The 24782-nt window shown below is 42.2% G+C and carries 19 protein-coding genes; 10 read left to right on the top strand and 9 right to left on the bottom strand.

Annotated features, from left to right (window positions below):
- Positions 1-97 precede the first annotated feature (97 nt).
- From CGB83_RS08020 to CGB83_RS08040, 5 genes are all read right to left on the bottom strand, one after another.
- Positions 98-916, bottom strand: coding sequence for an alpha/beta hydrolase (locus CGB83_RS08020; protein WP_100077534.1), 819 nt, complete (start codon positions 914-916; stop codon positions 98-100).
- A 119-nt stretch (positions 917-1035) separates the two neighbouring features.
- Positions 1036-3756, bottom strand: a complete 2721-nt coding sequence (locus CGB83_RS08025; protein WP_100075329.1) for a TonB-dependent receptor plug domain-containing protein — start codon at positions 3754-3756, stop codon at positions 1036-1038.
- Between the two features lie 122 nt (positions 3757-3878).
- Positions 3879-6209, bottom strand: a complete 2331-nt coding sequence (locus CGB83_RS08030) for an ATP-dependent helicase (RefSeq protein ID WP_100075330.1) — start codon at positions 6207-6209, stop codon at positions 3879-3881.
- Positions 6210-6398: 189 nt separating this feature from the next.
- Positions 6399-6770 carry a response regulator transcription factor gene (locus CGB83_RS08035; RefSeq protein WP_100075331.1) on the bottom strand — a complete coding sequence of 124 codons (372 nt, stop codon included), beginning with the start codon at positions 6768-6770 and terminating at the stop codon, positions 6399-6401.
- Positions 6763-8631 carry a PAS domain-containing sensor histidine kinase gene (locus CGB83_RS08040; RefSeq protein ID WP_100075332.1) on the bottom strand — a complete coding sequence of 623 codons (1869 nt, stop codon included), beginning with the start codon at positions 8629-8631 and terminating at the stop codon, positions 6763-6765. Before CGB83_RS08040 ends, CGB83_RS08035 begins: the two co-directional genes overlap by 8 nt.
- Before the next feature lie 165 nt (positions 8632-8796).
- Between CGB83_RS08040 and CGB83_RS08045 the strand changes: the two genes are divergently transcribed.
- The 3 genes from CGB83_RS08045 (at position 8797) to secG (ending at position 12663) form a co-directional block, all read left to right on the top strand.
- Entirely contained in the window at positions 8797-10110 is a 1314-nt protein-coding gene (locus CGB83_RS08045; RefSeq protein WP_100075333.1) for a M16 family metallopeptidase, read from the top strand.
- A gap of 51 nt (positions 10111-10161) precedes the next feature.
- The gene (locus tag CGB83_RS08050; RefSeq protein WP_100075334.1) at positions 10162-12195 is read left to right on the top strand and encodes a M16 family metallopeptidase; all 2034 of its coding nucleotides are present in this window, start codon (positions 10162-10164) and stop codon (positions 12193-12195) included.
- Positions 12196-12315: 120 nt separating this feature from the next.
- On the top strand, positions 12316-12663 hold the full coding sequence (gene secG, locus CGB83_RS08055) for a preprotein translocase subunit SecG (protein ID WP_100075335.1): 348 nt from the start codon (positions 12316-12318) through the stop codon (positions 12661-12663).
- 54 nt (positions 12664-12717) lie between these two features.
- On the opposite strand, the gene CGB83_RS08060 is transcribed toward secG, so the two are convergent.
- Both CGB83_RS08060 and recR read right to left on the bottom strand, forming a co-directional pair.
- A complete protein-coding gene (locus CGB83_RS08060) occupies positions 12718-13551 on the bottom strand; it encodes a glycosyltransferase family 2 protein (protein ID WP_100075336.1) in 834 nt (277 codons plus the stop codon).
- A gap of 5 nt (positions 13552-13556) precedes the next feature.
- Positions 13557-14168 (bottom strand): recombination mediator RecR, encoded by a 612-nt coding sequence (gene recR, locus CGB83_RS08065; protein WP_100077535.1) that lies wholly within the window; start codon positions 14166-14168, stop codon positions 13557-13559.
- A 325-nt stretch (positions 14169-14493) separates the two neighbouring features.
- On the opposite strand from recR, the gene CGB83_RS08070 reads away from it, so the two are divergent.
- The 6 genes from CGB83_RS08070 (at position 14494) to CGB83_RS08095 (ending at position 21452) form a co-directional block, all read left to right on the top strand.
- Positions 14494-15099 (top strand): LURP-one-related family protein, encoded by a 606-nt coding sequence (locus CGB83_RS08070; protein ID WP_100075337.1) that lies wholly within the window; start codon positions 14494-14496, stop codon positions 15097-15099.
- A 17-nt stretch (positions 15100-15116) separates the two neighbouring features.
- Positions 15117-15614, top strand: coding sequence for a hypothetical protein (locus CGB83_RS08075; RefSeq protein ID WP_228420132.1), 498 nt, complete (start codon positions 15117-15119; stop codon positions 15612-15614).
- A 124-nt stretch (positions 15615-15738) separates the two neighbouring features.
- Positions 15739-17184 carry an aminoacyl-histidine dipeptidase gene (locus tag CGB83_RS08080; protein WP_100075338.1) on the top strand — a complete coding sequence of 482 codons (1446 nt, stop codon included), beginning with the start codon at positions 15739-15741 and terminating at the stop codon, positions 17182-17184.
- Positions 17185-17286: 102 nt separating this feature from the next.
- Positions 17287-17520, top strand: coding sequence for a hypothetical protein (locus tag CGB83_RS08085; RefSeq protein WP_100075339.1), 234 nt, complete (start codon positions 17287-17289; stop codon positions 17518-17520).
- A gap of 622 nt (positions 17521-18142) precedes the next feature.
- Positions 18143-20293, top strand: a complete 2151-nt coding sequence (locus CGB83_RS08090; RefSeq protein WP_100077537.1) for a prolyl oligopeptidase family serine peptidase — start codon at positions 18143-18145, stop codon at positions 20291-20293.
- Between the two features lie 157 nt (positions 20294-20450).
- Entirely contained in the window at positions 20451-21452 is a 1002-nt protein-coding gene (locus CGB83_RS08095) for a GTP pyrophosphokinase (protein ID WP_100075340.1), read from the top strand.
- A gap of 56 nt (positions 21453-21508) precedes the next feature.
- On the opposite strand, the gene CGB83_RS08100 is transcribed toward CGB83_RS08095, so the two are convergent.
- Positions 21509-21838: a 2Fe-2S iron-sulfur cluster-binding family protein gene (locus CGB83_RS08100; RefSeq protein WP_100075341.1), complete on the bottom strand. Its 330-nt coding sequence runs from the start codon at positions 21836-21838 to the stop codon at positions 21509-21511.
- 41 nt (positions 21839-21879) lie between these two features.
- Positions 21880-22935 (bottom strand): NAD(P)/FAD-dependent oxidoreductase, encoded by a 1056-nt coding sequence (locus CGB83_RS08105; RefSeq protein ID WP_100075342.1) that lies wholly within the window; start codon positions 22933-22935, stop codon positions 21880-21882.
- Positions 22936-23089: 154 nt separating this feature from the next.
- Here CGB83_RS08105 and CGB83_RS08110 point away from each other — a divergent pair, with 154 nt between their 5' ends.
- A complete protein-coding gene (locus tag CGB83_RS08110; protein WP_100075343.1) occupies positions 23090-23860 on the top strand; it encodes a DUF3108 domain-containing protein in 771 nt (256 codons plus the stop codon).
- Positions 23861-24782 lie beyond the last annotated feature (922 nt).

A 24782-nucleotide genomic window follows, 5' to 3' on the forward strand; every position in this document is an offset into this window, starting at 1 on the left:
GAGTTTTTAATTTTTTAATTTATTAACCTTTTAAAGCAAAAACTTTGCAAAAGTACATTTTGCAAAGCTCTTTAGGTAACGGTATTGAATGCTGAGGTTATTTTTTCAGTTTTTCAATCCTTTTGATTTCGTTAAGCAGCAAAGGAAATGCAGGCTGGGCCATTCCAACATGGTCAAATCCCTGCAACTCGTATAAAGTGGTTTCTTTATGCCCTTTCAGTTTCATCATCCTGTTCATGTAGGCATTTTCCTCATATCTTCCCAGCAGTTCCTTCTCACGGTCGCCGGTGATCAGCAGCAAAGGCGGAGCGTCTGCCCGGATAAAATGGAGCGGAGCCATATCATCGATCCTGGCATCCAGTTCATCAATTCCTTTTTCTTTTCTCGTAGTAAAATGTGAAATCATCTGTCCGCTGAACGGAATAATCCCGGCCAGTGCATTGGCATCAAGGCCATACTTCTGAAGGTATTTTTTATCCAGTCCGACCATAGCAGCAAGGTATCCTCCCGCGGAATGCCCGGAAATGAAAACCAGGTCTTCCCGGCCACCGTATTTTTTGATATTTTTAAATGCCCACGCTGTAGCCGCTGCCGCATCTTCAATATATTTCGGGGCTTTTACCTTGGGCGACAGGCGGTAATTGACGCCTATCACAGCTATTCCTTTATTCTTAAGGGCTTCGGGAATTTCTTTTTCACCGCCGGTAATTCCTCCACCATGAAACCATATTACCGTAGGGAAATTTTTGATATTTTTGGGGATATAGACGTCCAGCACACAACGTTCGCTAATATAAGCATCTGAAGCGCTGACTTTCTGATCGTAATAGCTGATGTTATTTAATGTCTGGTATTCCTGAGCCAGAAGCGGCATAGTAACTAGGAACAGAAACAGTCCGGTAAGGATCCTTCGCATAATCAATTCTTTTACCACGAAGATAAACAATATTGCGGTACTGCGGTATGATCCTGACAAAACAGCAATAAAAAGCGGGCCCAATACCTGAGCCCGCTAACCGAAAAAATGAATATACATTAAAAATTAAAATTGAGTCTGGTAAATACGTACCTTCCGTTTTGCCCGAACTGTGACGTTGACCTTGAATAAATAAACTGGTCATTATTGGTGGAAGCCGGAAGGTTTTTAGTCGGATAAATATCAAATAGATTGTTGACCCCTACCGTAAGCCCTATATTTTTGGTAAACCGGTATGCGGCAGAAATATCCGTAATGATTTTGTCCCCTATTTTCTGGTGCTCATTCCATTCGGTAATTCCGTCACCGTTGGCATCAATGATATCAGCTCCCGTCACGGCTCCGAAGTAGGTATTCCTAAGATAGAAATCAGCACCTTTCCAGGAAATATTGTGGGAAAGGCTTGCTTTAAATCTCGGAACTGCTTCCTCGAGGTACACCCTTGACTTTTCAGAAAAATAAATATTTTCAAGGTTTGCAGACTGAAGCAGTCCGGTAGAGTGAATATCTCCTACCCTCCTGGTCTGGTTCAGGTTAATGGCAAAGTTATTATCCAGCCTCAGCTCCGAAAATTTTTTCTGGTGTGAGATAACAATGTCCACACCACGGGTTTCCGTATCGATGGCGTTGGCAAAAAACTGTCCGGCATTAACTCCTGCCTGATCAAAAGCCGCCCTTGCAGCGTCAGGAACGATTGCCCTCGTAAACTGATCGGTCAGGATAACCCTGTTGTTGATCTTCGTGAAATATCCGTCTGCCGTAAAGCTCAGATTAACGGAAGGAATTCTGTAGGTAAACCCTACACTTCCCGATTTGGATGTTTCCTGTTTCAGTTTAGGAATCCCGAGCAGGCCTGCAATGGCAGAATCGTTACTGAAGGTTCCCACTTCCAACAGCTGATTATTGGTAAACAGCGTTGACGTTACGTTATAATAAATCTGGTGAATGGAAGGAGCCCTGAATCCTGTAGAGCCGGCGAACCTGAAATTAAAATTGTCATCCAGCTTGATCCTGGAGGCAAGTTTATAATTGAAGGTGGACCCGAAATCCGAATAGTTTTCATAACGCGCGGCAGCATCCACCAGGAGCCATCTGTTGAAATTCATTTCAACATCTGCATAGGCAGCAACTGACTGCCTGCTCTTATCCACTGCATTTGCCGGCCTGAATCCACTGAACACCTGCGAGCCTCCTGCAAGAGCACTTCCGAAGAAATCTGTAGGGCGCTGGGTATTTCCCGTCCATACATTTCCGTTGACATCATACGTAGCATAAGAAGCCTCTTCCCCTGCGGTTATGGTGAAATTCTCGTACCGGTGTTCCCCTCCGAATGCCACGTTGATCCCGTTCCAAACATCATATTTCTTTGAAAAATCCAGGTTGATCGTATTCTGGGAAAACTTCAGCCCTCCGGCCCTGAATTCGTTCGGGGAGGCAAACCTCAGCGAAGTATTGCCGGTATTCTTAATGGTGTAATCAAATGAATTCTGACCGAAGGTATTGCTCAGATCGATATTCCATCCTTTCCAGTTTCCTTTTACTCCGGCCGCCAGGGAAATATCCTGGATATCAGTGCCGATCTGCGGAAGGTATCCGTTAGGATACAAAGCGGTAAAAGTCCTGCTCTGGTTAGGCCTTCTGTAAAAACCGCCGGACGTTCCGTTCCTCATGCTGTAGCCCCCGAAAGTATATACTTTCCACTGATCGTTCAACGGGACTTCCATATTGAGAAACAGCTGATGGTTATTGAGCTTCGACTGCCCTACCTGCATATTGAAATCTTTACGAGACTGCCCTCTGTATGCCAGTTCCTGATTGGTAAAATCCTGCCCCAATAATGCCTGCAACGCACTGATGGAATTAGCGGACTGTATCTGGGACTGGAAAATCGGTGAAAAATAATCTACCTGCTGTGCATATTGATGGATGGAATTAATGATCTGCTGGCTGTTCGGGGTTGAATTGATATTGCTGAACAGAGATGATAAGTTTACCCCATTATTCAGGGCACGCTGTTCCACTGCATTATAGGCATTGTATATATTCCCGCTTTCCGTGCCGGCCCGGTAGGTTGGCTCCCGGAACTGGGATGTCCACGTGATATTATAAAAGCCGCCCTTTTTTCCTATTTTGTTGCCGTAATTCAGGTCAACCTGAATATTCTGGCCATCAAAATCCCCTATATGGTCATTCGCAGCAGGCGTCAGGTTTCCTCCATAGCTTACCTGCCCGGTAAGTTTGCCCGTATCTCTTTTAAGGCTTAAATTAATGACTCCTGCAATAGCATCTGAACCGTATTGTGCCGAAGCACCATCTCTCAATACTTCAATTCTGCTGACCGCGAATGAAGGGATGGCATTCAGGTCTGTCCCAACCGTTCCTCTTCCGGGTGTACCGTTAACATTAACCAAAGCAGAAGTATGCCTCCTTTTTTCATTGATGAGCACCAATACCTGATCCGGCCCCAATCCTCTGAGCTGTGCGGGATCCAGGTGATCTGTTCCGTCTGAATTGGTCTGAACCGTTGAGGTAAATGAGGGAGCCACAGCATTCAGGATCTGGGCGATATTGGTCTGCGGTAAAGTAACAGAAACTTCCTTAAGATTAAATACATCCACCGGCACCGGGCTGTCTGCTTTCGATCTTGCCCCACCCCTGGATCCTAAAATTACCACTTCTTCCACATTGCCGGTTTTCAGGCTGTCATTCTGCTGGGCGTATGCAAACGTACCCAGAAAAAATACGACAGACGCTGATAAAATAGTCTTTCTACTTGCCATACATTTCTGATTTTATGAATTAATCTGCTCTTTAGCGGCAACAAAAATAATTCATATTTATTAGTCCACAAAACTAATAGACTTATAAATGACAGAAAATGTTTTTTATCAGTTTTTAATTTTTAAATTTTGGTCAGCTTGGCAAATTTGAGGATGAGGTTTTTCTCTCCTTCATGCTGGAAAATGACTTTGGCTTTGATATTCTGAGGATCTGTCCCATCCAGGAAAGTTACTTCACCGATTCCGAAACGGTCATGCCTCACCTTGTCGCCTACTTCTATATCCTGCGAAGATGCTCCGCTTGGATTGACGATTTTTGCAGTGCTCACCGGCCTCAGCTTTTTAGCTTCAGCAGCAGGTTTTGAGGTATCACCGCGTTCAATGGTCTTTTTCTCGATTCTTTTGAAACTCTTCAGCTCAGATGGATGCTCATCAAAAATATTGGACCTGATCCCGGCATTGTTGATGAATCTTTTTTCGATAGCCGGATTTACGAATTCTATATACTCGTCATCGATTTCACTCAGGAAACGTGACGGTTCTGCATCGGTAATCTTTCCCCACTGGAACCTTGATATTGCATACGAGAAGAACACCTGCTTTTCAGCACGGGTAAGGGCTACGTAAAACAATCTCCGTTCTTCTTCCAGGTCTTCACGGGTAGATGAGCTCATAAAACTCGGGAACAGGTTTTCTTCCAGTCCTACCAGGTGCACTACCGGGAATTCAAGGCCTTTGGAAAGGTGAATCGTCATCAGGGAAACCATATCTTCTTCCGCTGTGTTATTCTGTGTATCGGCAGACAGGGCAATATTTTCCAGGAAGTTGGATAAGCTCGGGTCACCATCTTCCAGCTGCATCTGCTCTTCAATGAACCCCTGCATGGAGTTCATTAATTCCTGCACGTTTTCTACACGGGAAATGCCTTCCGGAGTCTGGTCGTCTTTCAGGAATTTGATCAGGCCGCTTCGTTTCGCAACCTCCATAGCAACATTATAGGCCGTTTCTGTTTTCAGCAATACCTGGAAGGCTTTGATCATAGACCAGAAGTCATTCAGTTTGGTAAGCACTCCGTTGTTGAGGCCTAACTGAGGCGCATACATCGGGAGGTTATTCAGGACGGCGGAAACAGAAATATTCTGTGCATCGGCAAAAACGATCAGCTTATTCTGAGTGGTTTCGCCGATTCCCCTGGTAGGGTAATTAATAATCCTCATCAATGCCTCTGAATCATTTTCATTGATCAGCAGACGCAGGTATCCCAAAAGGTCCTTTACTTCTTTTCTCTGGTAGAAAGATAGGCCTCCGTACACTTTATAGGGGATATTTTTTCGCCTCAATGCATCTTCAAAAGCCCGCGTCTGGGAATTCGTACGGTACAGGATGGCAAAATCATCGTATTTTCTCTGGTCACGGTTGCGGAGCTCCCAGATATTCCCGGCTACAAAATTAGCTTCATCCGCATCAGATAGCGAACGGTATACTTTGATCCTGTCCCCTTCTTCGTTTTCACTGAATACATTTTTTTTGAACTGCTGCAGGTTCTTGGCAATCACGACATTGGCAGCATTTACGATATTCTGGGTGGAGCGGTAATTCTGCTCCAGGGAAACAGTTACCGCGTCCGGATAATCTTTTTTAAAGTTCAGGATGTTATAAATGTTCGCGCCACGGAAAGAATAGATGGACTGGGCATCATCCCCTACAACGCAGATGTTTTCAAATTTGGAAGCCAAAGCCTTGACAATAAGGTACTGGGAATGGTTGGTATCCTGGTACTCATCTACCAGAATATACCGGAACCGGTCCTGGTATTTTGCAAGTACTTCGGGAAAACGGGTAAGCAGCTCATTGGTTTTCAGGAGCAAGTCATCAAAATCCATCGCACCGTTCCTGAAGCATGCTTCCACATACCGCTGATAGATCTGGCCGATGAATCTCATATTGGCTTTTTCATCGGCTTCAATCAGTTCAGGATTGTTAAAATAGGCCTTAACGGTAATCAGGTTGTTCTTATACGTGGAAATTCTGGACTGTACTTTTTTAGGCTTATAAAGATCTGCATCGATATTCATGTCCTTCAGCACTTTCCTGATGACATTCAGGGCATCTTGCTGGTCATAAATGGTAAAATTGGAAGGATAGCCAAGGTAATGGGCTTCATTCCTGAGGATCCTTGCGAAAACCGAGTGAAAAGTACCCATCCATAAGCTTCTGGCATTGCTGGTCCCCACCACTTTGGCAATACGTTCTTTCATTTCTTTTGCTGCCTTATTGGTAAAGGTGAGCGCGAGGATATTGAAAGGATCGATACCATTGGTAATCAGGTGGGCAATACGCATGGTAAGCACACGCGTTTTACCGGAACCTGCGCCGGCAAGCACCATCAGCGGGCCCTGCAATGTGGTAACAGCTTCATATTGTGATTCGTTGAGTCCTTTCAGATAATCCATACAGCAAAAAATTTGGAATACAAAATTAATGTATTATAAGCAGATTTCAAATTTTAAACCTGCCTCTGAATTTCTTTTGTTATGATTAAAAGAAATATAAAACCGGGAGAACGGTTTGGATAGTAAAAGCATTGACAAAAATAAACCGGCAGAATTTCAGCCGGTTTATGATATGTATTATATATTCGCTCAATTGTTCATATAGGATCTGATGCGGTCTATCATTTCTCCAAGATCAAATGGTTTGGCAATAAACTCATTGGCACCAGCATCCAGTGCGGATTGCTCCAGGCCCCTGCTTGCAGACATAATCAGTACAGGAATGTCACGCAATTTTTCATCTGCTTTTATAATCCTGCATATATCTCTCCCGTCTTCACCGGAAAGCCACATATCCATTAAGATCACATTGGGCTTTTCTGATGCTTCCAAAGCATTCAGCATATCTGAACCTCTGTAAAATTTTTCAATTTCAAACCCTTCAAAATCAAGCATCATTTCAATAGAATCAACAATTGCGGGACTGTCATCCACCACCATTATTTTTGAAGCACTAGGCATGATTGTTTATATTTTTATTCTTTGGGATTTCGAAGCAAAAATCGGACCCTTTTCCTTCGGTTGAATGCACATAAATCCTGCCGCCTGTCCTTTTGATGATCTCAGACGAAATATACAATCCCAATCCGAGGCCCGGGAAGGTATGTTCTTTGGATCCGCTGACGCGATAATATTGTTCAAAAACCTTTGCCTGCTTATCCGGAGGGATGCCTATCCCGAAATCTTTGACACTGAAGCTGATGGTATTATTTTCTTCTTTTGCAGAAACAAGCACTTCATCGGCATCAGGAGAATATTTAATGGCATTGCTGATCAGATTGCTCATCACCTGAGAAATCCGGTGGCGGTCTGCATATATCTCGCCTATGCAGGACCGGTTCGCAATAATTTTATGCCGTGAGGTCATCTGCTGTTCTTTGATCACTTCATCAATCAGCTGATCAAAATCGAAATAGGATTCATTGAGCTGGATTTTGCCATTCTGGATTTTGGTCACATCCAGAAGGTCATTCACCAGTTCCGTCAGCCGGTCAATCTGGGCGTCCATTCTTTTGGCCACTTCGGCATTTTTAAGGTCACCCTGTTTCTGAAGGTTCATTTCGATGAACTGGGTATACAGTTTCAGGCTGGTAAGTGGTGTCTTCAGCTCGTGGCTGGCAATGCCCAGAAAATGGTCTTTCTGCGCCTGGAGTTGCTTAAAGTCATCGATATCTGTAAAAGTTCCGATCCACTGTTTTATACTTTTGTCTTCATCGTAGGCCGGAATTGCCCTCCCTAAGAACCACCTGTACCCTCCGGGATTGCGAGGGTCAGAGAACTCATATTCCACCTCAAAAGGTTTTCCGGTTTTCACGCTTTCCTGCCAGATCCTCTTTACATGATCATAAATTTCCGGCTTGATTATTTTTTTTAAGGATTCGGAAAGGTCTTCATTCTTATCGAAACCAGAGTACTTATACCAGCTGTCATTCATATAGCTGATACTGCCGTCTTTGTCACTCGTCCATACGAACTGGGGCATGGAATCGGCAAGGTCCCTGTATTTCTTTTCGCTTTCCTGAATTTTTGTCCTGGCCCTGACCAGATCGGTTACATCAACAGCTACATTATGTATGGCATAGACTTCCCCGTCTGAGTTTTTCAGCGGTTTGTAAGAAAAATTATAATAAAAGGTCTGCAGTTTTCCATCTACCACAAGGTCTGCACGGTCTTCAGTAGCGGTGTAGGTTTTTCCTGTTTTGAATATATCCCTTAAAAGGCCGATGAACGGCTGCCCTTCAAGTTCAGGGAGCGCATCTTCCAGTTTCATACCGATAACTGAAGCGTCCTTACCCCATGTTTTAAGCATAGGCTCATTGGCAAGTTCTATATATAAATCTTCGGAACGGTAGATCGCAATGGAGTATTCAGATTTCTGGATCAGGTCTTCAAAACGGTATTCGCTTTCCTTAAATTTACGTTCAGAAATTACCTGGTCTGTTATCTCAGTAGCAACGATACTCACCCCGACCACCTGTCTCTGATCATTATAAATGGGTGCATAAATAAAATTGAAGAAGTGCTCTGCATATTCTCCGTATTTTTCTAAGAAAACCGGCCATTTATTCCCGTTAAATACCTCCCCTTTACGATATACATTATTTAAAATCTCAACGAATCCCTGAGATTGTATTTCCGGAAGGACATCAAATATAGGCTGACCAATGACGCTGGCATCCCTGCCCCATAGTTCCAGCATCTGCGGATTGGCGTTTTGAATGATCAAATCATCACCCATCAAAAGAGACATTGCCACAGGAGCCTGGCTGAACAACGTGACCAGAGAATCCTGAGATATATTTTCTCCCAAGAAGCTTTTCATCGGAATATTTTTTAAATCACAAAATTAGACTTTGTTCGAAATAAGCAAAAAAAGGATGCTTATTCTGGAATCATTTTCTTAGCATGCAAACTTTGCTCCATTTTAACAAAAATTTGTAACAATTAATGTATTTTTGAAACTCATTGACAAAACAATTTCTAATTTATGAAAAAACGACTTCTTTCTGTTGCTGCTGCAGCTTTCTTCGGAATGATGCTTAATGCACAGCAAATCAAATTCGAAGAATATGATCTGCCTAACGGTCTTCATGTAATTCTTCATCAGGACAATTCTGCCCCGGTAGTGACTACAGGGGTAATGTACCACGTGGGAGCAAAAGACGAGTTAAAGGGAAGAACAGGATTTGCGCATTTCTTTGAGCACCTTCTGTTTGAAGGAACTCCGAACATCAAACGAGGGGAATGGTTTAAGATTGTATCCTCTAACGGAGGGCAGAATAATGCCAACACAACCAACGACAGAACCTACTATTATGAGACATTCCCGTCCAATAATGAACAGCTGGGTCTGTGGATGGAGGCAGAAAGAATGCGCCATGCCGTGATCAATCAGATTGGAGTAGACACACAGAGAGAGGTAGTAAAAGAAGAAAAAAGATTGAGAATGGACAACCAGCCATACGGTAATCTTTTCACAACTATCCAGAAAAATCTTTTCACCAATCACCCTTATAACTGGCCGACCATCGGCTCTATGGAAGACCTGAATGCGGCAAAGCTGGATGAGTTCCAGGCTTTCTATAAAAAATACTATGTTCCAAACAACGCTACATTGGTTGTAGCCGGAGACATTAAGCCTGAAGAGACTAAAAAATGGATCCAGGAATATTACGGCGGTATCCCTAAAGGTACGGTATATGCTAAAAATTTCCCGAAAGATACGCCGATTACCCAGCAAAAGGAAGTAACAGCCTATGACCCGAACATTCAGCTTCCGGCATATGTTTTTGCATACAGAACACCTGCAAACAAAGAAAAGGATGCCTATGTTTTAGATATGCTTTCTTCCTACCTGAGCAACGGTAAATCTTCTGTTTTATATAAAAAACTGGTAGACCAGGATAAAAAGGCCCTTCAGGTAGCCGCCTTTAACCAGGGACTTGAAGACTACAGTATTTTCGCATTCTTTGCCATCCCTATGGGACAGACTACGAAGCAGGTTCTTCAATCTGATATCGATGCAGAGATTAAGAAACTGCAGACAACACTTATTTCCCCGGATGATTACCAGAAACTTCAGAACCAGTACGAGAACCAGTTTGTAAACCAGAATTCGAGCATCCAGGGTATTGCAGCTTCACTGGCAACCAATCATGTGCTGATGGGAGATACAAATCTGATCAACAAAGAAATCGATATCTACAGATCCATCACCAGACAGGATCTTCAGAATGCTGCCAAGAAGTATCTTAACCCTAATCAGAGAATAATCATTAATTACCTTCCTGAAAAAAAGTAGTCTCAAAGAGAATACCGATTCAACAATGATTATTAAAACAATTTTTTACACATGAAAAAGCAATTAACCTATATAGCGGTAGCATTTTTATTCACAGGAATGCTTTCTGCACAGAAAATAGATATCAATGCAATGCCAAAGCCGGGACCGACTCCTGCCATCAACATTGCCAAGCCAAAAACCTTCCAGCTTAAGAACGGACTTACCGTCATGGTGGTGGAAAACAACAAGCTTCCAAGGGTAAGTGTAAACCTTACTATGGACAGGCCGCCTTACTACGAAGGAAACATAACCGGTGTAAGCGAAATTATGGCTGAACAGCTGGAAAACGGCACCATGAACATCAGCAAGGATGAATTCAACAAAAAGATCGACTATCTGGGAGCCCGACTGAATTTCTCTTCCGGAGGTGCTTCGGCCAATACCCTTTCCAAATATTTCCCTGAAGTAATGGGACTGATGGCAGATGCCATCGTAAATCCTAAATTCTCTGCTGAAGAAATCCAGAATTCCAAGGAGAGGACTATTGAAGCACTGAAGTCCGATGAAAAAAATGCTTCTTCTATTGCATCAAGGGTTTCCAATGCCCTTACCTACGGAAAGAATACCGCGAGAGGAGAATTTGAAACCGTTGAAACCATCAACAGGATACAGCTTGCAGATGTACAGAACATCTACAAGAAGTACTATGCTCCTGACAACGCGTACCTGGTCATCGTAGGAGACGTAAAATACGATAAGGTAAAACCGATGGTAGAGAAGGCATTCAGCGGCTGGAAAAAAGCGAATACACCTGTTGCCCCTCTTGAGCCGGCTCAAAACCTGGCCAAAACTGAAATTGATGTAGTGGATGTTCCTTCTGCGGTACAGTCTGTGGTATCTGTAGGCAATATCAATACCCTGAAAATGAAAGATCCGGATTATTTCCCTGCCACTATTGCCAATTATATTTTAGGCGGCGGCGGTGAAGCAAGGCTTTTCATGAATCTTCGTGAAAAGAACGGATTTACTTACGGAGCATATTCCAATATGAGCACCAGCAAATATTCCCCTGAGTTCTCTGCTGAGGCCAGTGTAAGAAATGAAGTGACGGATAAAGCCGTGAAAGAGTTCATGAATGAACTGAACGCGATCTCTACCGTAAAACCGGATGAGCTGGAAAATGCAAAAGCCAAGCTGAAGGGTAATTTCATCATGTCTCTGGAAAGACCTGAAACCATTGCAAGGTTTGCCCTGAATCAGAAAATCTATGATTTACCGGCTGACTTCTATACCAATTACCTGAAATCCATCGATAAAGTAACCGCAGCAGATGTAACGAATGCAGTAAAAACCAATATCCTGCCGAACCAGAGCAGAGTTTTCGTTGCAGGTAAAGCTTCCGATATTTCAGAAAGCCTGGAGAAACTGGGTTATCCTGTAAAATATTTTGACAAGGATGCCAATCCGGTAGGGAAACCTTCTGCCCAAAAAGTGGATGCCGGAGTAACAACGGCTTCTGTAGCGGATAAATACATCAATGCTATCGGAGGGATGGCTGCTGTTCAGAAAATCAATTCCATTACGATGGATGCTACCGCCAAAGTTCAGGGAATGGACATGAGTATGAAAATGACCGAGGCTAAAGGGGGAAAAAAGGCAATGAACATCAGCGTGATGGGAAATACCGTACAAAAAATGGTTTTTGACGGAAAGGAAGGATATATGGAGATGCAGGGCAAAAAGGCCCCTATAGGTGAAAAGGAAAAGGCTGAAATGATCAAGGATCAGGAGCTTTTTCCTGAACTGATGTTTGCAAAATCTCCTGAATATAAGCTGACCGGTATTGAAAAATACAATAACGAAGACTCTTACGTAATCAAAGGAGGTAAAGGAACTTATTATTACAGCGTAAAAACAGGTCTGAAAACCGGAGAAATAGAAGTAAGCGAAGCCGGTTCTGTACCAACCAGCTATTCCGATTACAAGGATGTAGCCGGAGTAAAGCTTCCTTACACCATGGTAAAGAATATGGGCGGAATGGACATCAATATGACCGTAAAGTCATACCAGGTGAACCAGGCTAAAGACGCTGATTTTAAATAAGAAGCTTAATCATACAGGCAAAGCGGCGCCTCGGGGCGCCGCTTTCTATTTTTACAAATCTTATTTTGTGATTCGGTAAAAAAAGATTAAATTTGCCCATTCAAAAAGATATCAGAATTAATGGATACTATATTTACACTATTAATGGTTCTTATCATGATCGCGAGTATTTTACTGGTTATCATCATTATGGCTCAGAATCCTAAAGGAGGAGGCCTTTCCAGTACTTTCGGAGGTGCATCTTCCGCACAGTTCGGGGTACAGAGAACCAATGACTTTATGGAAAAAGCTACCTGGACGCTGGGTGCGGTGATCATCATTCTTATCCTGATCAGCGTAGTGATTACCGGTAAGCCGACACAGGCACTGCCCAACACAAACCAGCCGGTGAAAAAAGAAGCCCCTGCACAGACGGCTCCTGCTTCACAGAATATGCCGGCGCAGACACCTGCGGCACCCGCCAAATAATAAGAAATTATTTCCTATACATAAAAAGCAGCTCAACTGAATTGAGCTGCTTTCTTATTTTAACTTTATTTTTTCAATGGTATGCCGGAGCCGGAGCCCGGCTTTCAGAAATGAATACTGCACCGGCTTTGTCGTCTTGTAATATTTGCAGATGAAGATCTGCATGGCACCGTAAAACCTGCTGAGGTATACTTCATCTTTTACCGTACTTTCCCCTTTGTGATGCAGGATAGAAGCCTGTCCGTAATAGTAGTTCCTATAGCCTTTCTGCAGCAGCGTATAGCATATATCAATATCCTCTCCATACATAAAATACGCTTCATCCAGTCCTCCCGCTTTTTCATATACCTCTTTCCTGATGAGCATGAACGCACCAGTTACCACTTCCACTTCAGCAGTTTCATGTTCACCGATGTCATTTCGGTAATAAGATTTGGTTTCATTCTTTTTAAAACCTACGAACAGTTTCTCAAAGGAATTGATCATGTCGGGTACAGAACGCTTGCTTTCCGGAAGAAAATTCCCGGCAGCATCATGCATCCGTACACCAAGGCATCCGAAATCCTTTTTTGAGTCTGCAAAATCAAGGATGTCCTGCATATAATACCCTTCAATTTCCGTATCCGGATTCAGGATCAGGATATATTCTCCCTCTGCTGTTTTGACAGCTTTATTATTGGCTTTGGCGAATCCTACATTATGTTCTGAAACAATAAACCTACAGTCCGGAAATTCATCGATCAGCTGTCTCCATGAGGAGTCTGTTGAGGCATTATCCACTACGATCACTTCACAGGAAATATCCGAAAGGTATATCTGAATAGACTGGAGGCAGTTTCTCAGGAGTCGGGTAACGTTGTAATTGACAATAACAATGCTGAGTTTCATCTCCGTTAGTCCTTTTCGTTATACGGCAGCCTGTTGACAATGGATCTTCCTAAAGAAATTTCATCGGCATATTCAAGCTCATCCCCTACTGCGATTCCCCTGGCTATACTGGAAAATGTAATACCAGAATTTTTGAATTTCTTATAAATGTAATAGGCTGTGGTATCTCCTTCCATAGTGGCACTGAGTGCAAAAATAAATTCCCTTACTTTTCCTTCATTCAGCTTTTTCTCAATGCTCGGGATGTTCAGCTGGTTGGGTCCTACCCCTTCCATAGGGGAAATTTTACCGCCCAGGATCAGGTATTTGCCTTTGTACTTGCCCGTATTTTCAATAGCAATTACATCACGAACGTCTTCCACGATGCAGATCAGCTCGTCGCTTCTCTTGCTGTTGCTGCAGATATCACAGATTTCGAAATCGGAAAAATTATGGCATTCCTTGCAGTATTTAATGTCATTAACAAGGCTGATCAGGGAGTTTCCAAGGCCCATAGCCCTGGAGTTAGGCTGCTTCAGCAGATGCAGTGCAAGACGCAAGGCAGTCTTCCTGCCGATTCCGGGTAATCCGGAGATTTCATCCACGGCTTTTGCCAAAACTTTACTAGGATAATCCATCTTACAAAAATAAGAATTATAGTTGAATTTTACAGCCGTCCATTGCTGCGCGGAGCATGATTTTAATGCTTCGGCAAAAAGATTTTTAAGCACCGTCCGATAACCTGTGAGAAAAAAATTGAGTCCCTGATTAATCATAAATGAAACAACCCTACACAATAAACTCATCATTCGTAACTCATCATTGATTACTCATTACCAATTACTCATTACGCATTGCCCATTACTCATTACGCATCGCTTATTCTCACGCCTGTCCCCTTTTCTCTTTAATCCAAAACCTCTATCTTTGGGTAACAATATATAATCTGAAAAAAATAAACGAATGGTACTTAACAACCTGAATTATCCGCTTGATTTCAAATTCAAGATCACCACTCTGGCCAGTGATTTCAATATCACGGACAGAAACGGCAATTACGTCGCTTATGTACGGCAGAAAATGTTCAAACTTAAAGAAGATGTGATTGTCTTTAATGACGAAAGCAAAACAAAGGAACTTTTCAGGATCCAGGCCAATAAATGGATTGACTTCAATGCTTCGTATTCATTAAAAGACCTGGTGAACAACAAAAATTTCGGGAGGCTGGCCAGAAAAGGAATGCGTTCCATCTGGAAATCCACCTATGACATCCTGGATGAAAACGACCAGCAGAAATTTACCGTTACCGAGGATAACGCCTGGATAAAGTTTTTTGATGGCATGGTAGGAGAAATCCCATTAATCGGAGCCTTCACCGGATATTTCCTGAATCCTTCCTACACCGTAAAAGGTATGGATGGTAAAGAATATTTCAGGCTGAAGAAAATGCCTTCTTTTTTCGGAAGGAGATTCCAGCTGGACCGTATGATCGATATCGATGATGAAGACGAAAGCCTTGTTGTCCTTTCTTTACTGATGATGGTATTGCTGGAACGTGCACGAGGATAAATAAACATTACAATAGTATGATGAAATATACATTGCTTTTCGCCGCAGCACTGGCGTTAATTTCCTGTAAAAAAGATCAGCCGGCTCAGGCACCAGGCTCTGCACAGGACTCTGCCCATGCAGTACAGGACAGCACTTCTGCATCGAAACCTTCTGCGGGTGCTATTGACATCGGAATATTCCCGTTCCCGAAGGAAATCAAAGAATGTTCCTGCTATTTTGCCAAAAATAAAGCTGATTTTGAAGCAGAACGCTATATTTATGCGGATGACGCCGGCAAAACAGCCTATATGAAACTGAACGGCAGCAGAATCGTGATGAACCTGATCTCTTCCAGCGATATGGAAGTGGATGAGGAGCTCAGTAAAGAAATAGAAAGCGATGACTATAAAATCTCGATAAGAGGTAAAAAGATCAAGGGCGAAGAAGCTTTGCTGTTCGAAGGGATCATGAGGATTGAAAAGCCGGACGGCACCGTCGTAACTACCCCTATTTACGGGGAATGCGGATGCTAGAAACAAAAATACTATTATGAAAGCCGTGACGGGGAGGAACTGAATCATACAATGAGCGGGCAGTACTTTTGCCACTATTTTTATACCCCTTTATTATTTCGTAATTTTGAACAAAATAAATGTTATGGAACTAACGAATATAGAACCGCAGATCATCTGGAAGAATTTTTCCAGATTGAATGCAGTTCCGAGACCATCGAAAAAAGAAGAAAAGGTAATTGCCTTCATCAGAGAATTCGGTGAAAACCTTGGATTGGATACTACCGTAGATGAGGTAGGAAATGTAATCATCAGAAAACCGGCTACTCCGGGAATGGAAAACCGCAAATCTGTTGTCTTACAGTCCCACCTGGATATGGTCTGCCAGAAAAACAATGATGTGAACTTCGACTTTGAGACGGAAGGCATCAGAATGGAAATAGAAGGCGACTGGGTAAAAGCAAAAGGAACGACCCTGGGTGCCGATAATGGGCTGGGTGTAGCTACCATTATGTCTATCCTTGAAAGCAATGATATTCCGCATCCTGCCCTGGAAGCCCTTTTTACAATTGATGAGGAAACGGGAATGACCGGAGCCTTAGGATTAAAACCGGGGCAGCTAACCGGTGATATTCTGCTAAATCTTGATACAGAAGAAGATGATGAAATTGATATCGGCTGTGCGGGAGGAATTGATGTTACCATTACCCAAACCTATCAGACAGAAGCTGCAAAAGGGCAGATTATACAGTTTGAAGTAAAAGGATTGCAGGGCGGCCATTCCGGAATGGATATCCATAAAGGATTCGGAAATGCCAATATCATTCTGGGGCGCCTTTTATACAAAGCGCTGGAAAAGCAGAATATCCAGCTGATCTCCATAGACGGGGGCGGACTGAGGAATGCTATCCCGAGGGAAGCCGTAGCTCTGGCATCGGTAAGGAATGCCGGTGAATTCATTGAAGATATCACAGCAGGCCTTAAAAAAGAGATCCTCGAAGAATTTGCCAGTGTAGAGCCGGGCCTTCAGGTCAATATCGAAAATGCCACCACTTCAGACAAAGCGATTTCTGAGGAAGATTCACGAAAAATCATCCTGACTTTAAAATCCCTTAACAATGGAGTGTACCGCATGAGTCCTGATGTACAGGACCTGGTTGAATCCTCAAATAATGTGGCAAGGGTTGAGCTGAAAGAAGGGGCTTTAAAAATTTTAAACCTGTCCAGATCGTCCGTTGAATCCTCTAAAGATTCTGTAGCGGAACAACTGAAGTCTGTAGCAGATTTAGCGGGAATGAATACTGAATTCAGCGGTTCCTATCCGGGATGGAAACCAAAACCGGGGTCCGAGATCGTCCAGCTGATGGAAAAAATATATACGGAAAAATTCACCGACAAGCCTCACGTAGTAGCCTGTCATGCCGGACTGGAATGCGGAATCATCGGAGCCAATTATCCGGATATGGAAATGGTGAGCTTCGGGCCTACGATCCGTGGTGCCCACTCTCCGGATGAAAGGGCCAATATCCCTTCTACCCAGAAATTCTGGGCATTTACCAAAGATATTCTGGCGAATATTCCTCAAAAGTAAAATGTTGCAATTGCTATATTGAATATCCAAAATCGATTGATTTTGGATATTTTTGTTTTTGTTTTACCTAAAAATCATAACTTTGAATAAGTTATAGAGATTATGAATATCCAGACTCTCAATGAAAAGCTTGAATTAATACAATGGTTATCAACATTGGAGGATGCTTCTGTTATCAAAAAACTGATGTTATTAAAAAAAGAAGAAACTAAAGACTGGTGGAATTCGATTTCAGAAGAAGAAGAAAAATCCATCAATGAAGGCATATTACAAGCCGATAATAATGAATTAAGACCACATTCCGAAGTAAGAAAGCTTTATGGAAAATGGTTATAACATATTTTGGACTCCCAATGCGCTACGCGAATTGGAAGATACTATATAATATCTTCAATATAACTTCAGTGATAAGGAAATAAAAAAGCTTGTTTTTAAAATTGAAAATTTTACCGAAATCATTTCCCGAAATCCTTTTGTATTTCCTAAAGCTGGAAATAAGTCTGTTCATAAAGCTGTAGTCTTGAAATTTAATACTCTATATTACCGTGTTCGTGGTAAAAATATCGAAGTTTTATCATTTTTTCAAACAGACAATCTCCGGATAGAAACAGACTAAAATAATTGATCTGAATAACCTATGAAAAGTATCACTGTATTTTGCGAATCCAGTTTCGGTTCAGATGATATCTGCTGCTGAACAGCGATTCGGCAGATAAGCTGTTGGAAATGATAAGGAATTATCAGGCTGCCATGGTTGGAAAGTAGATTTCAAAGATGAATTGTAGCATTCTGTCCAATGCATCATCCTTTCAGACTGAAGCTCTGAAAGGGTTTCTATTTTCGGCCGTACCATACTGATTTGCCGAATAATTTCGTCTAAAAATACCTGAAATAATTTTAAAGGGTAAGTTTAGTATATTTGCTTAGCAAAACACACCTAAAAGAGAAATACATGCCCATGAAAAACATTTTCCTGGCCGCAGGATTATTCCTGAGCCAAATCATTACAGCACAATACAACTATCCTAAAACACCGGAAAAACCAGTGGTGGATAATTATTTCGGCACCCAGGTTACCGATGATTACAGATGGCTGGAAGACCTCACTAATCCTGAAACAGACCAATGGTTCAGGGCACAGTCAGCATTCAGCCACAGCATTATTGATAAAATCCCGCACAGGGAAGATCTCTACAGACGAATGAAAGAAATGCAGCAGATGAACGGGGATTCCTTTGATATCATCCTGCAAAGACAAAATTTCTATTTTTATACAAAAACGAAAAAAAGCGAAAACCTGTCTAAACTGTATTCCAGAAACCTTTCCACAGGGGAGGAAAAACTGATTTTCGATCCCGAAACACTCGGTAAAAATACCCAGATCGTCAATTTCAACCTTGATTCCCAAACAAAAAAAGCAGCCATCCTGTTGTCAAAATCAGGAGGTGAAATTTGCATGCTCAGGATCCTGGACCTAACTTCAATGAAGTTACTCAATGATGAGATCGGTCCCATCTGGAGCGAATTCCCCTTTGAATTTACGCCCGACGACAAAGCCATCATCTACACCCGGATGAGCACAGCAGACCCGAACAGCAATATGCTCCTGAAAAACATGAAATCCATGCTGCATGTGGTAGGAACTGATGTGAAAAACGATAAAATTCTGGCGTCCAGGGAAGAATATCCGGAGCTCAACGCCTTAACAGAACAGTTTCACAGGGTTTACATTACTGATGACAATCAATATCTGGTGCTTACGCTAAGCTCTGTCAAATCGGAAATGCCGATTTTTATTGCCCCGTATTCGGAATTAAAAAATAAGAAGATCAGCTGGAGGCAGATAGTCAAACCGTCAGATGACATTACGGATATTTTTATTTCCGGCGACCAGCTGTTCCTGCTCACCCATAAAGATGCGCCCAATTATAAAATTACGCTCACCAGCCTTTCCAAGCCTGATTTCAAGAATGCAAAAGTGATTGTTCCCGAACGTAAAGATGGAGTAATCATCAGCATCCACAACTCCAAAAATTATCTTTATTATTCACTCGGCAACGGAATTACAAGAGATAAATACCAGGTCAGCCTGAAGACACTGGCAGGGAAAAAGATTGATTTCCCGGCCGGGGTGAATTCTTCGCTATCGCTTAATCCCAGGGAAAACGACAATATCTACTGTAACAACGTGAATTGGCTGACTCCGCTTACTGTCTATGAATATAACCCCGGACAGGGGCTACCGGTAAAAAGCAGGTTCCTTAACTCAGAGGCAGAGTTTCCTGACTACAGTGCCCGGTATGCGGTAAAAGAGGTTGAAGTAAAAAGCCATGACGGTGCTATGGTTCCGCTCTCTGTTATTTACCCTAAAAATATGCCTATGGACGGCAGCAGCCCTGCTTATATAACAGGATATGGCGGGTACGGGTTTTCTTATGAACCCCGTTTTTCCGCGAGATTGTCTGCGTTGCTGGAACAAGGTGTTGTAGTTGCAGTAGCCCATGTAAGAGGCGGCGGAGAAAAAGGCGAAGAATGGCATAAGGCAGGCATGAAGGCAACAAAACCTAACACCTGGAAAGATTTTATTGCCTGCTCGGAATATCTCGTGAAACAGCAATATACATCACCTTCCAGATTAATCGGTAACGGAGTAAGTATGGGCGGCGTACTGATCGGAAGGGCGATTACGGAAAGGCCGGACCTGTTTGCCGTTGCCATTGCTGAGGTAGGCATGACCAATACCTTACGATCTGAAACTACCGCTAACGGACCTAACCAGATCCCCGAAATCGGATCCATAAAAAATGAGGAAGAGGTTAAAAACCTTATTGAAATGGACGCGCAGAGTAAAGTGAAGAAAGGAGTATCCTATCCTGCTGTAATCATACGCGTGGGAATGAACGATTCCAGAGTGGTCCCGTGGATGCCCGGGAAGTTTGCTGCGGTATTGCAGAACAGCTCCTCTTCCGGAAAACCGGTTTTACTATATGCCAATTATGACAACGGCCACTTCACCAATGACCTGGATGTCGTGTTCAAAGAGTATGCAGATATATATGCTTTCGCCTTATGGCAGGCGGGACATCCGGATTTTCAGCCTGCCCATTGAAGCTGCTATCCATCAAAATACATTGATTTTAATACCATACCCCAGCCCTTTCAGCCCTTAATTCTGAAAGGGTTTTTAATTTTTAACAGAAAATTGTATATCCTGGCGAAATCTGATTCCTCAAAAGTTTGTACATTTAAATGATAAGTTTACTATTATGGCAGATGATTATCTGAATAAAATTCTGGCAGAATATAAAGAATGCCACGCCGCATATTCCGCTTTAGGCTCTAAAGTGGAGCACACGGTAAGGAGATTATGCAAAAATATACCTATCCATCAGATCACCAGCAGGGTCAAAACAAGATCGAGCCTGGCGCAAAAGATCATCAAGAAAGATAAATATAGGACCCTGGATGACATTACCGATATTTTAGGATTGAGAATCATCACCTATTTTGAAGATGACATTTCTAAAATTGAGGAAATCCTTAACCGTGAATTTACCGTAGACTGGAGCAATTCCGTTGACAAGGGACACATCGAGATTGATAAGTTCGGGTATAAAAGCATTCATTTTATTCTGCAGATCAATGAACAGAAAGCGAAGTCAAAAGAATATGCGGACTACAAAAATATCAGATTTGAAATCCAGATCAGGAGCATTCTCCAGCATTCATGGGCTGAAATCGAACATGATTTAGGCTATAAGTCGGTGACCGATATTCCTGAAAAGGCACAACGTACTTTTTACCGGGTTGCAGCCCTTCTGGAGCAGGCAGATATTGAATTTACCAAGCTGAAAAAAGAGATTCATGAATTTGAAAATTCAGTAAGTAAAAACCTGAAGAATAAAAGGGAGCTGATTAATATCAATGAGTCAACGATTATAGCGTTTGTAAAAAAGAACCCGCTGCTGCGCGAAATTGAAAGCATGGTAAGAAAAGCACTAAGAACGCCCGGCCAATCAAGATTTGATACAGCATATATCTCGGCGAATCACTTTCCGGCACAGCTTAAAGACCTGGGAATCCTGAACCTGATACAGCTTGAGGAAAAGCTTTTGCAGTATAAAGAAGAAATCATCACCAGTGAAATCAGTTATTTAAAGTCTGTCACTAAAAACCTGGCGGACCGAAGCATTAAATTTGCCATCCCGCAGGGCGCTCCCATACTCTGGCTGATCCATTATCTTCAAAGCCATCACAATACGAGGTGATAAAAAAACTCCCGGGAATAGATCCCGGGAGTCCATATATTATAAATAAAATCCGTTTAAGGGTAAGGAGCAATCTCCACTTCCAGCCCTTCCATAGCATCTGCTATATGGAGCTGACAACCCAGGCGGCTGTTATCTTTCACATGGAAAGCCTCAGCCAGCATGGCATCTTCCTCATCACCCATCGGCTCCAGGCCCGGATCGCTGATCACGTAAACCTGACAGGATGCACACATGGCCATCCCGCCGCATACTCCAATGGTCCCTTCTTCAGCCAGTTCATAGGAACGGATGATTTCCATCAGGTTCATAGACATATCCGTAGGGGCAACCACATCATGCGTAACACCTTCCCTATCGGTAATTTTTATGTTGATATCGCTCATTGATTCTAGTATTGATTAATAACATCCAACCGGATGCCAGTTTAATCTATTTTTTTTACCACTGCCTTTTCAGCTTCTTTACGGGTTCCGTCAAATCCGTCCACACCACTTACGGTTGTGTACTTCAGTACATATTTTTTACCCGGATTCAGTCGGTTGTAAACACTCTGGCACATAAGGGTAGCCTCATGGAATCCGCAAAGGATCAGCTTCAGTTTTCCAGGATAAGTATTGATGTCCCCGATGGCATAAACCCCGTCGATATTCGTCTGGTAATCCAAAGCATTGTTCACCACAATAGCATTTTTCTCAATATTCAGTCCCCAGTTGGCAATATCCCCTAATTTAGGCGTCAGCCCGAACAGCGGGATGAAATAATCCGTATCGATATCATAGGCTTCTTCCCCGTCTACCTGTACAGTGATCGCTTCCACTTTGCCGCCACCTTTAATAGCGGTAACTTCAGCCGGAGTAATAAGCTTTATTTTTCCCTGGTTTTTAAGTTCCTGTACTTTTTCCACGGAATCCAGGGCTCCTCTGAATTCATTTCTTCGGTGAATCAGGGTTACTTCACTGGCTACATTGGAAAGGAAGATACTCCAGTCCAGTGCAGAATCCCCTCCACCGGCAATCACCACTTTTTTATTTCTGAAATGTTCAGGCTCTTTTACAAAGTACTCAAGTCCTTTTTCTTCATAATCGGCAATATTGTCCAGTGCAGGTTTTCTCGGTTCAAAAGTCCCGAGTCCTCCGGCAATGGCTACAGCTTTAGCACGGTGAACTGTACCTTTATTGGTCACAACTTCAAACCATTCGTCATCCACTTTATGTAATGTAACTGCCGTTTCCCCTAAGGTAAAACCTGGCTGGAACTGCCTGATCTGCTCCATTAAATTATCTACCAGGTCCCCTGCATTAACTGCCGGATACCCCGGAATATCGAAAATAGGTTTCTTAGGATAAAGTTCTGCCAGCTGACCTCCAGGCTGCGGAAGAGCATCGATGATGTGGCATTTCATTTTCAGCAGACCTGCTTCAAATACAGCGAAAAGACCGGTTGGACCGGCTCCTATGATCAATATATCGGTTGTTATCATAACAATAGGATAATTTAATTAAACGTTAGCTGCAAATTTACTAATTTTAATGCGAAGCTGATTTAACTCAGTCTAAATAAATAAATGAGATTTGTCAAATAAAAGGCTCATCAAGAGCCCCATGATTTGGCAGTGTTTTTGTAAAATTCTAATTATGAAGAAATTATTAATATGCTTCGCATTATTTGCATGTTTTCTGGGCTATGGCCAGATTACCAATATTGCAGATGGTGAATCATTAACGTTCAGAATCCATTATGGTATCCTGAATGCCGGAACAGCTAACCTCACTACTAAAAAAACGATGTACAGGGGTACGCCTCATCTGTATGTAAAAGGCAGCGGGCAGACCACGGGAGCTGTAAAAGCTTTTTTTAAAGTGGAAGATTTGTATGAGAGTTTCATCAATACCAATACGGAACTGCCGAGCTTTTATGTGAGGAATGTACGTGAAGGCGGTTATACGCAACATTTTGAAACAGCTTTCAACCATGATAACCAGACGCTTATCCTCACTGATAAAAAAAATCCGGCCAATGGTTCCAGAGTAATTAAATCCGTGAAGGGCGTACAGGATATGCTGTCATGTTTTTATTACCTGAGGAGCAAAACTCCGGCCCAGCTTAAGGTAGGAACTGTGATCAATATGAATGTATGGATTGACGATGAAATGTTTCCCTTCCAACTGAAAGTAGCAGGTACGGAAAACCTGAAGACCAAATTCGGTACGATCAACTGCCTGAAGATTATTCCTTCCGTTAAAAGCGGCAGGGTGTTTAAGGAAGAAGAAGGCGTAACAATGTGGGTATCCAACGATGCCAACCATGTTCCGATGCTGCTGAAGGCCGAACTGGCTGTAGGATCCCTGAAGGCCAGCCTTGATGATTATAAAAACGTAAGATATCCGTTGAAATTTTCGAACTAGACGCAATTAGCTTATTATGTAAATGCCTGTTTTTAATAACAGGCATTTTTCGTTGGCATTTATAAGGTTTTGTCCTTTATGGCCTGCTTAATTCCAGTGATGAATATTCAGCAATATATTTTCTGTAAGGTTCTTATAGGATATTATAAAAATACATATCTCTAATTCCGACATGTAATATTGCTCGCTGCATCAGTATCTAAGGTTTTTTGTTACTTCTATAAAAAACAAGCCTCCGGGAATCCCCGGAGGCTGAAGTCAAAGTCTACACTTTTAATAGTTACTATTGTGATTTGTGACAACAAAGTTATTTCGTTTTAAAAGTACCTTTTACAGAGCTTTTCAGCTCTGTAAAGATACTTAAGGATTGGATTGATATTGGCTTTGTATTGTGATAGATGTGTTTTTTAGAAAAATCCTTACAGGGTTTTTACGCCCTGTAAGAACAATTGCACCACTTGTGTTTTTACCACCAAATTTCTACTACCTTTATGTTAAAATCAAAATTTCTCTTTTAAACAGCATTGCCTTCGTCATTATTCGTCTGCTCTTTTGTTAATTCAAAGATAGGAACATATCCTATAAAAAAACGACAAAAAGGCTTAGATACATATCGCTGAGTTTGTAGATATAATTCTACAGAATAGCCGGAGCTTTTTAGCTGCTTAAGGATCGGATTGGTGTTGGGTTTGTGTTGTGACAGATGTGTTTTTTAAAAAATCCTTACAGGGTTTTTACGCCCTGTAAGAATAATTGCATCACTTGTGTTTTTTACCACCAAATTTCTACTACCTTTATGTTAAAATCAAAATTTCTTTTTTCAAACGGCATTAGCCTTCTTCATTATCCGCCTGCTCTTTTGTTAGTATAAAGGTAGGAACAGATGGGGTAAAAAAACGACAAAAACATTTAGATACATATC

The organism is Chryseobacterium camelliae (assembly GCF_002770595.1).
Lineage (GTDB): Bacteria > Bacteroidota > Bacteroidia > Flavobacteriales > Weeksellaceae > Chryseobacterium > Chryseobacterium camelliae.

What these genes read in the sequence shown, in the direction of transcription:
- CGB83_RS08020 (WP_100077534.1), bottom strand. Translation starts at nt 916, where the DNA reads ATGCGAAGGATCCTTACCGGACTGTTTCTGTTCCTAGTTACTATGCCG.
- CGB83_RS08025 (WP_100075329.1), bottom strand. Translation starts at nt 3,756, where the DNA reads ATGGCAAGTAGAAAGACTATTTTATCAGCGTCTGTCGTATTTTTTCTG.
- CGB83_RS08030 (WP_100075330.1), bottom strand. Translation starts at nt 6,209, where the DNA reads ATGGATTATCTGAAAGGACTCAACGAATCACAATATGAAGCTGTTACC.
- CGB83_RS08035 (WP_100075331.1), bottom strand. Translation starts at nt 6,770, where the DNA reads ATGCCTAGTGCTTCAAAAATAATGGTGGTGGATGACAGTCCCGCAATT.
- CGB83_RS08040 (WP_100075332.1), bottom strand. Translation starts at nt 8,631, where the DNA reads ATGAAAAGCTTCTTGGGAGAAAATATATCTCAGGATTCTCTGGTCACG.
- CGB83_RS08045 (WP_100075333.1), top strand. Translation starts at nt 8,797, where the DNA reads ATGAAAAAACGACTTCTTTCTGTTGCTGCTGCAGCTTTCTTCGGAATG.
- CGB83_RS08050 (WP_100075334.1), top strand. Translation starts at nt 10,162, where the DNA reads ATGAAAAAGCAATTAACCTATATAGCGGTAGCATTTTTATTCACAGGA.
- secG (WP_100075335.1), top strand. Translation starts at nt 12,316, where the DNA reads ATGGATACTATATTTACACTATTAATGGTTCTTATCATGATCGCGAGT.
- CGB83_RS08060 (WP_100075336.1), bottom strand. Translation starts at nt 13,551, where the DNA reads ATGAAACTCAGCATTGTTATTGTCAATTACAACGTTACCCGACTCCTG.
- recR (WP_100077535.1), bottom strand. Translation starts at nt 14,168, where the DNA reads ATGGATTATCCTAGTAAAGTTTTGGCAAAAGCCGTGGATGAAATCTCC.
- CGB83_RS08070 (WP_100075337.1), top strand. Translation starts at nt 14,494, where the DNA reads ATGGTACTTAACAACCTGAATTATCCGCTTGATTTCAAATTCAAGATC.
- CGB83_RS08075 (WP_228420132.1), top strand. Translation starts at nt 15,117, where the DNA reads ATGATGAAATATACATTGCTTTTCGCCGCAGCACTGGCGTTAATTTCC.
- CGB83_RS08080 (WP_100075338.1), top strand. Translation starts at nt 15,739, where the DNA reads ATGGAACTAACGAATATAGAACCGCAGATCATCTGGAAGAATTTTTCC.
- CGB83_RS08085 (WP_100075339.1), top strand. Translation starts at nt 17,287, where the DNA reads ATGAATATCCAGACTCTCAATGAAAAGCTTGAATTAATACAATGGTTA.
- CGB83_RS08090 (WP_100077537.1), top strand. Translation starts at nt 18,143, where the DNA reads ATGAAAAACATTTTCCTGGCCGCAGGATTATTCCTGAGCCAAATCATT.
- CGB83_RS08095 (WP_100075340.1), top strand. Translation starts at nt 20,451, where the DNA reads ATGGCAGATGATTATCTGAATAAAATTCTGGCAGAATATAAAGAATGC.
- CGB83_RS08100 (WP_100075341.1), bottom strand. Translation starts at nt 21,838, where the DNA reads ATGAGCGATATCAACATAAAAATTACCGATAGGGAAGGTGTTACGCAT.
- CGB83_RS08105 (WP_100075342.1), bottom strand. Translation starts at nt 22,935, where the DNA reads ATGATAACAACCGATATATTGATCATAGGAGCCGGTCCAACCGGTCTT.
- CGB83_RS08110 (WP_100075343.1), top strand. Translation starts at nt 23,090, where the DNA reads ATGAAGAAATTATTAATATGCTTCGCATTATTTGCATGTTTTCTGGGC.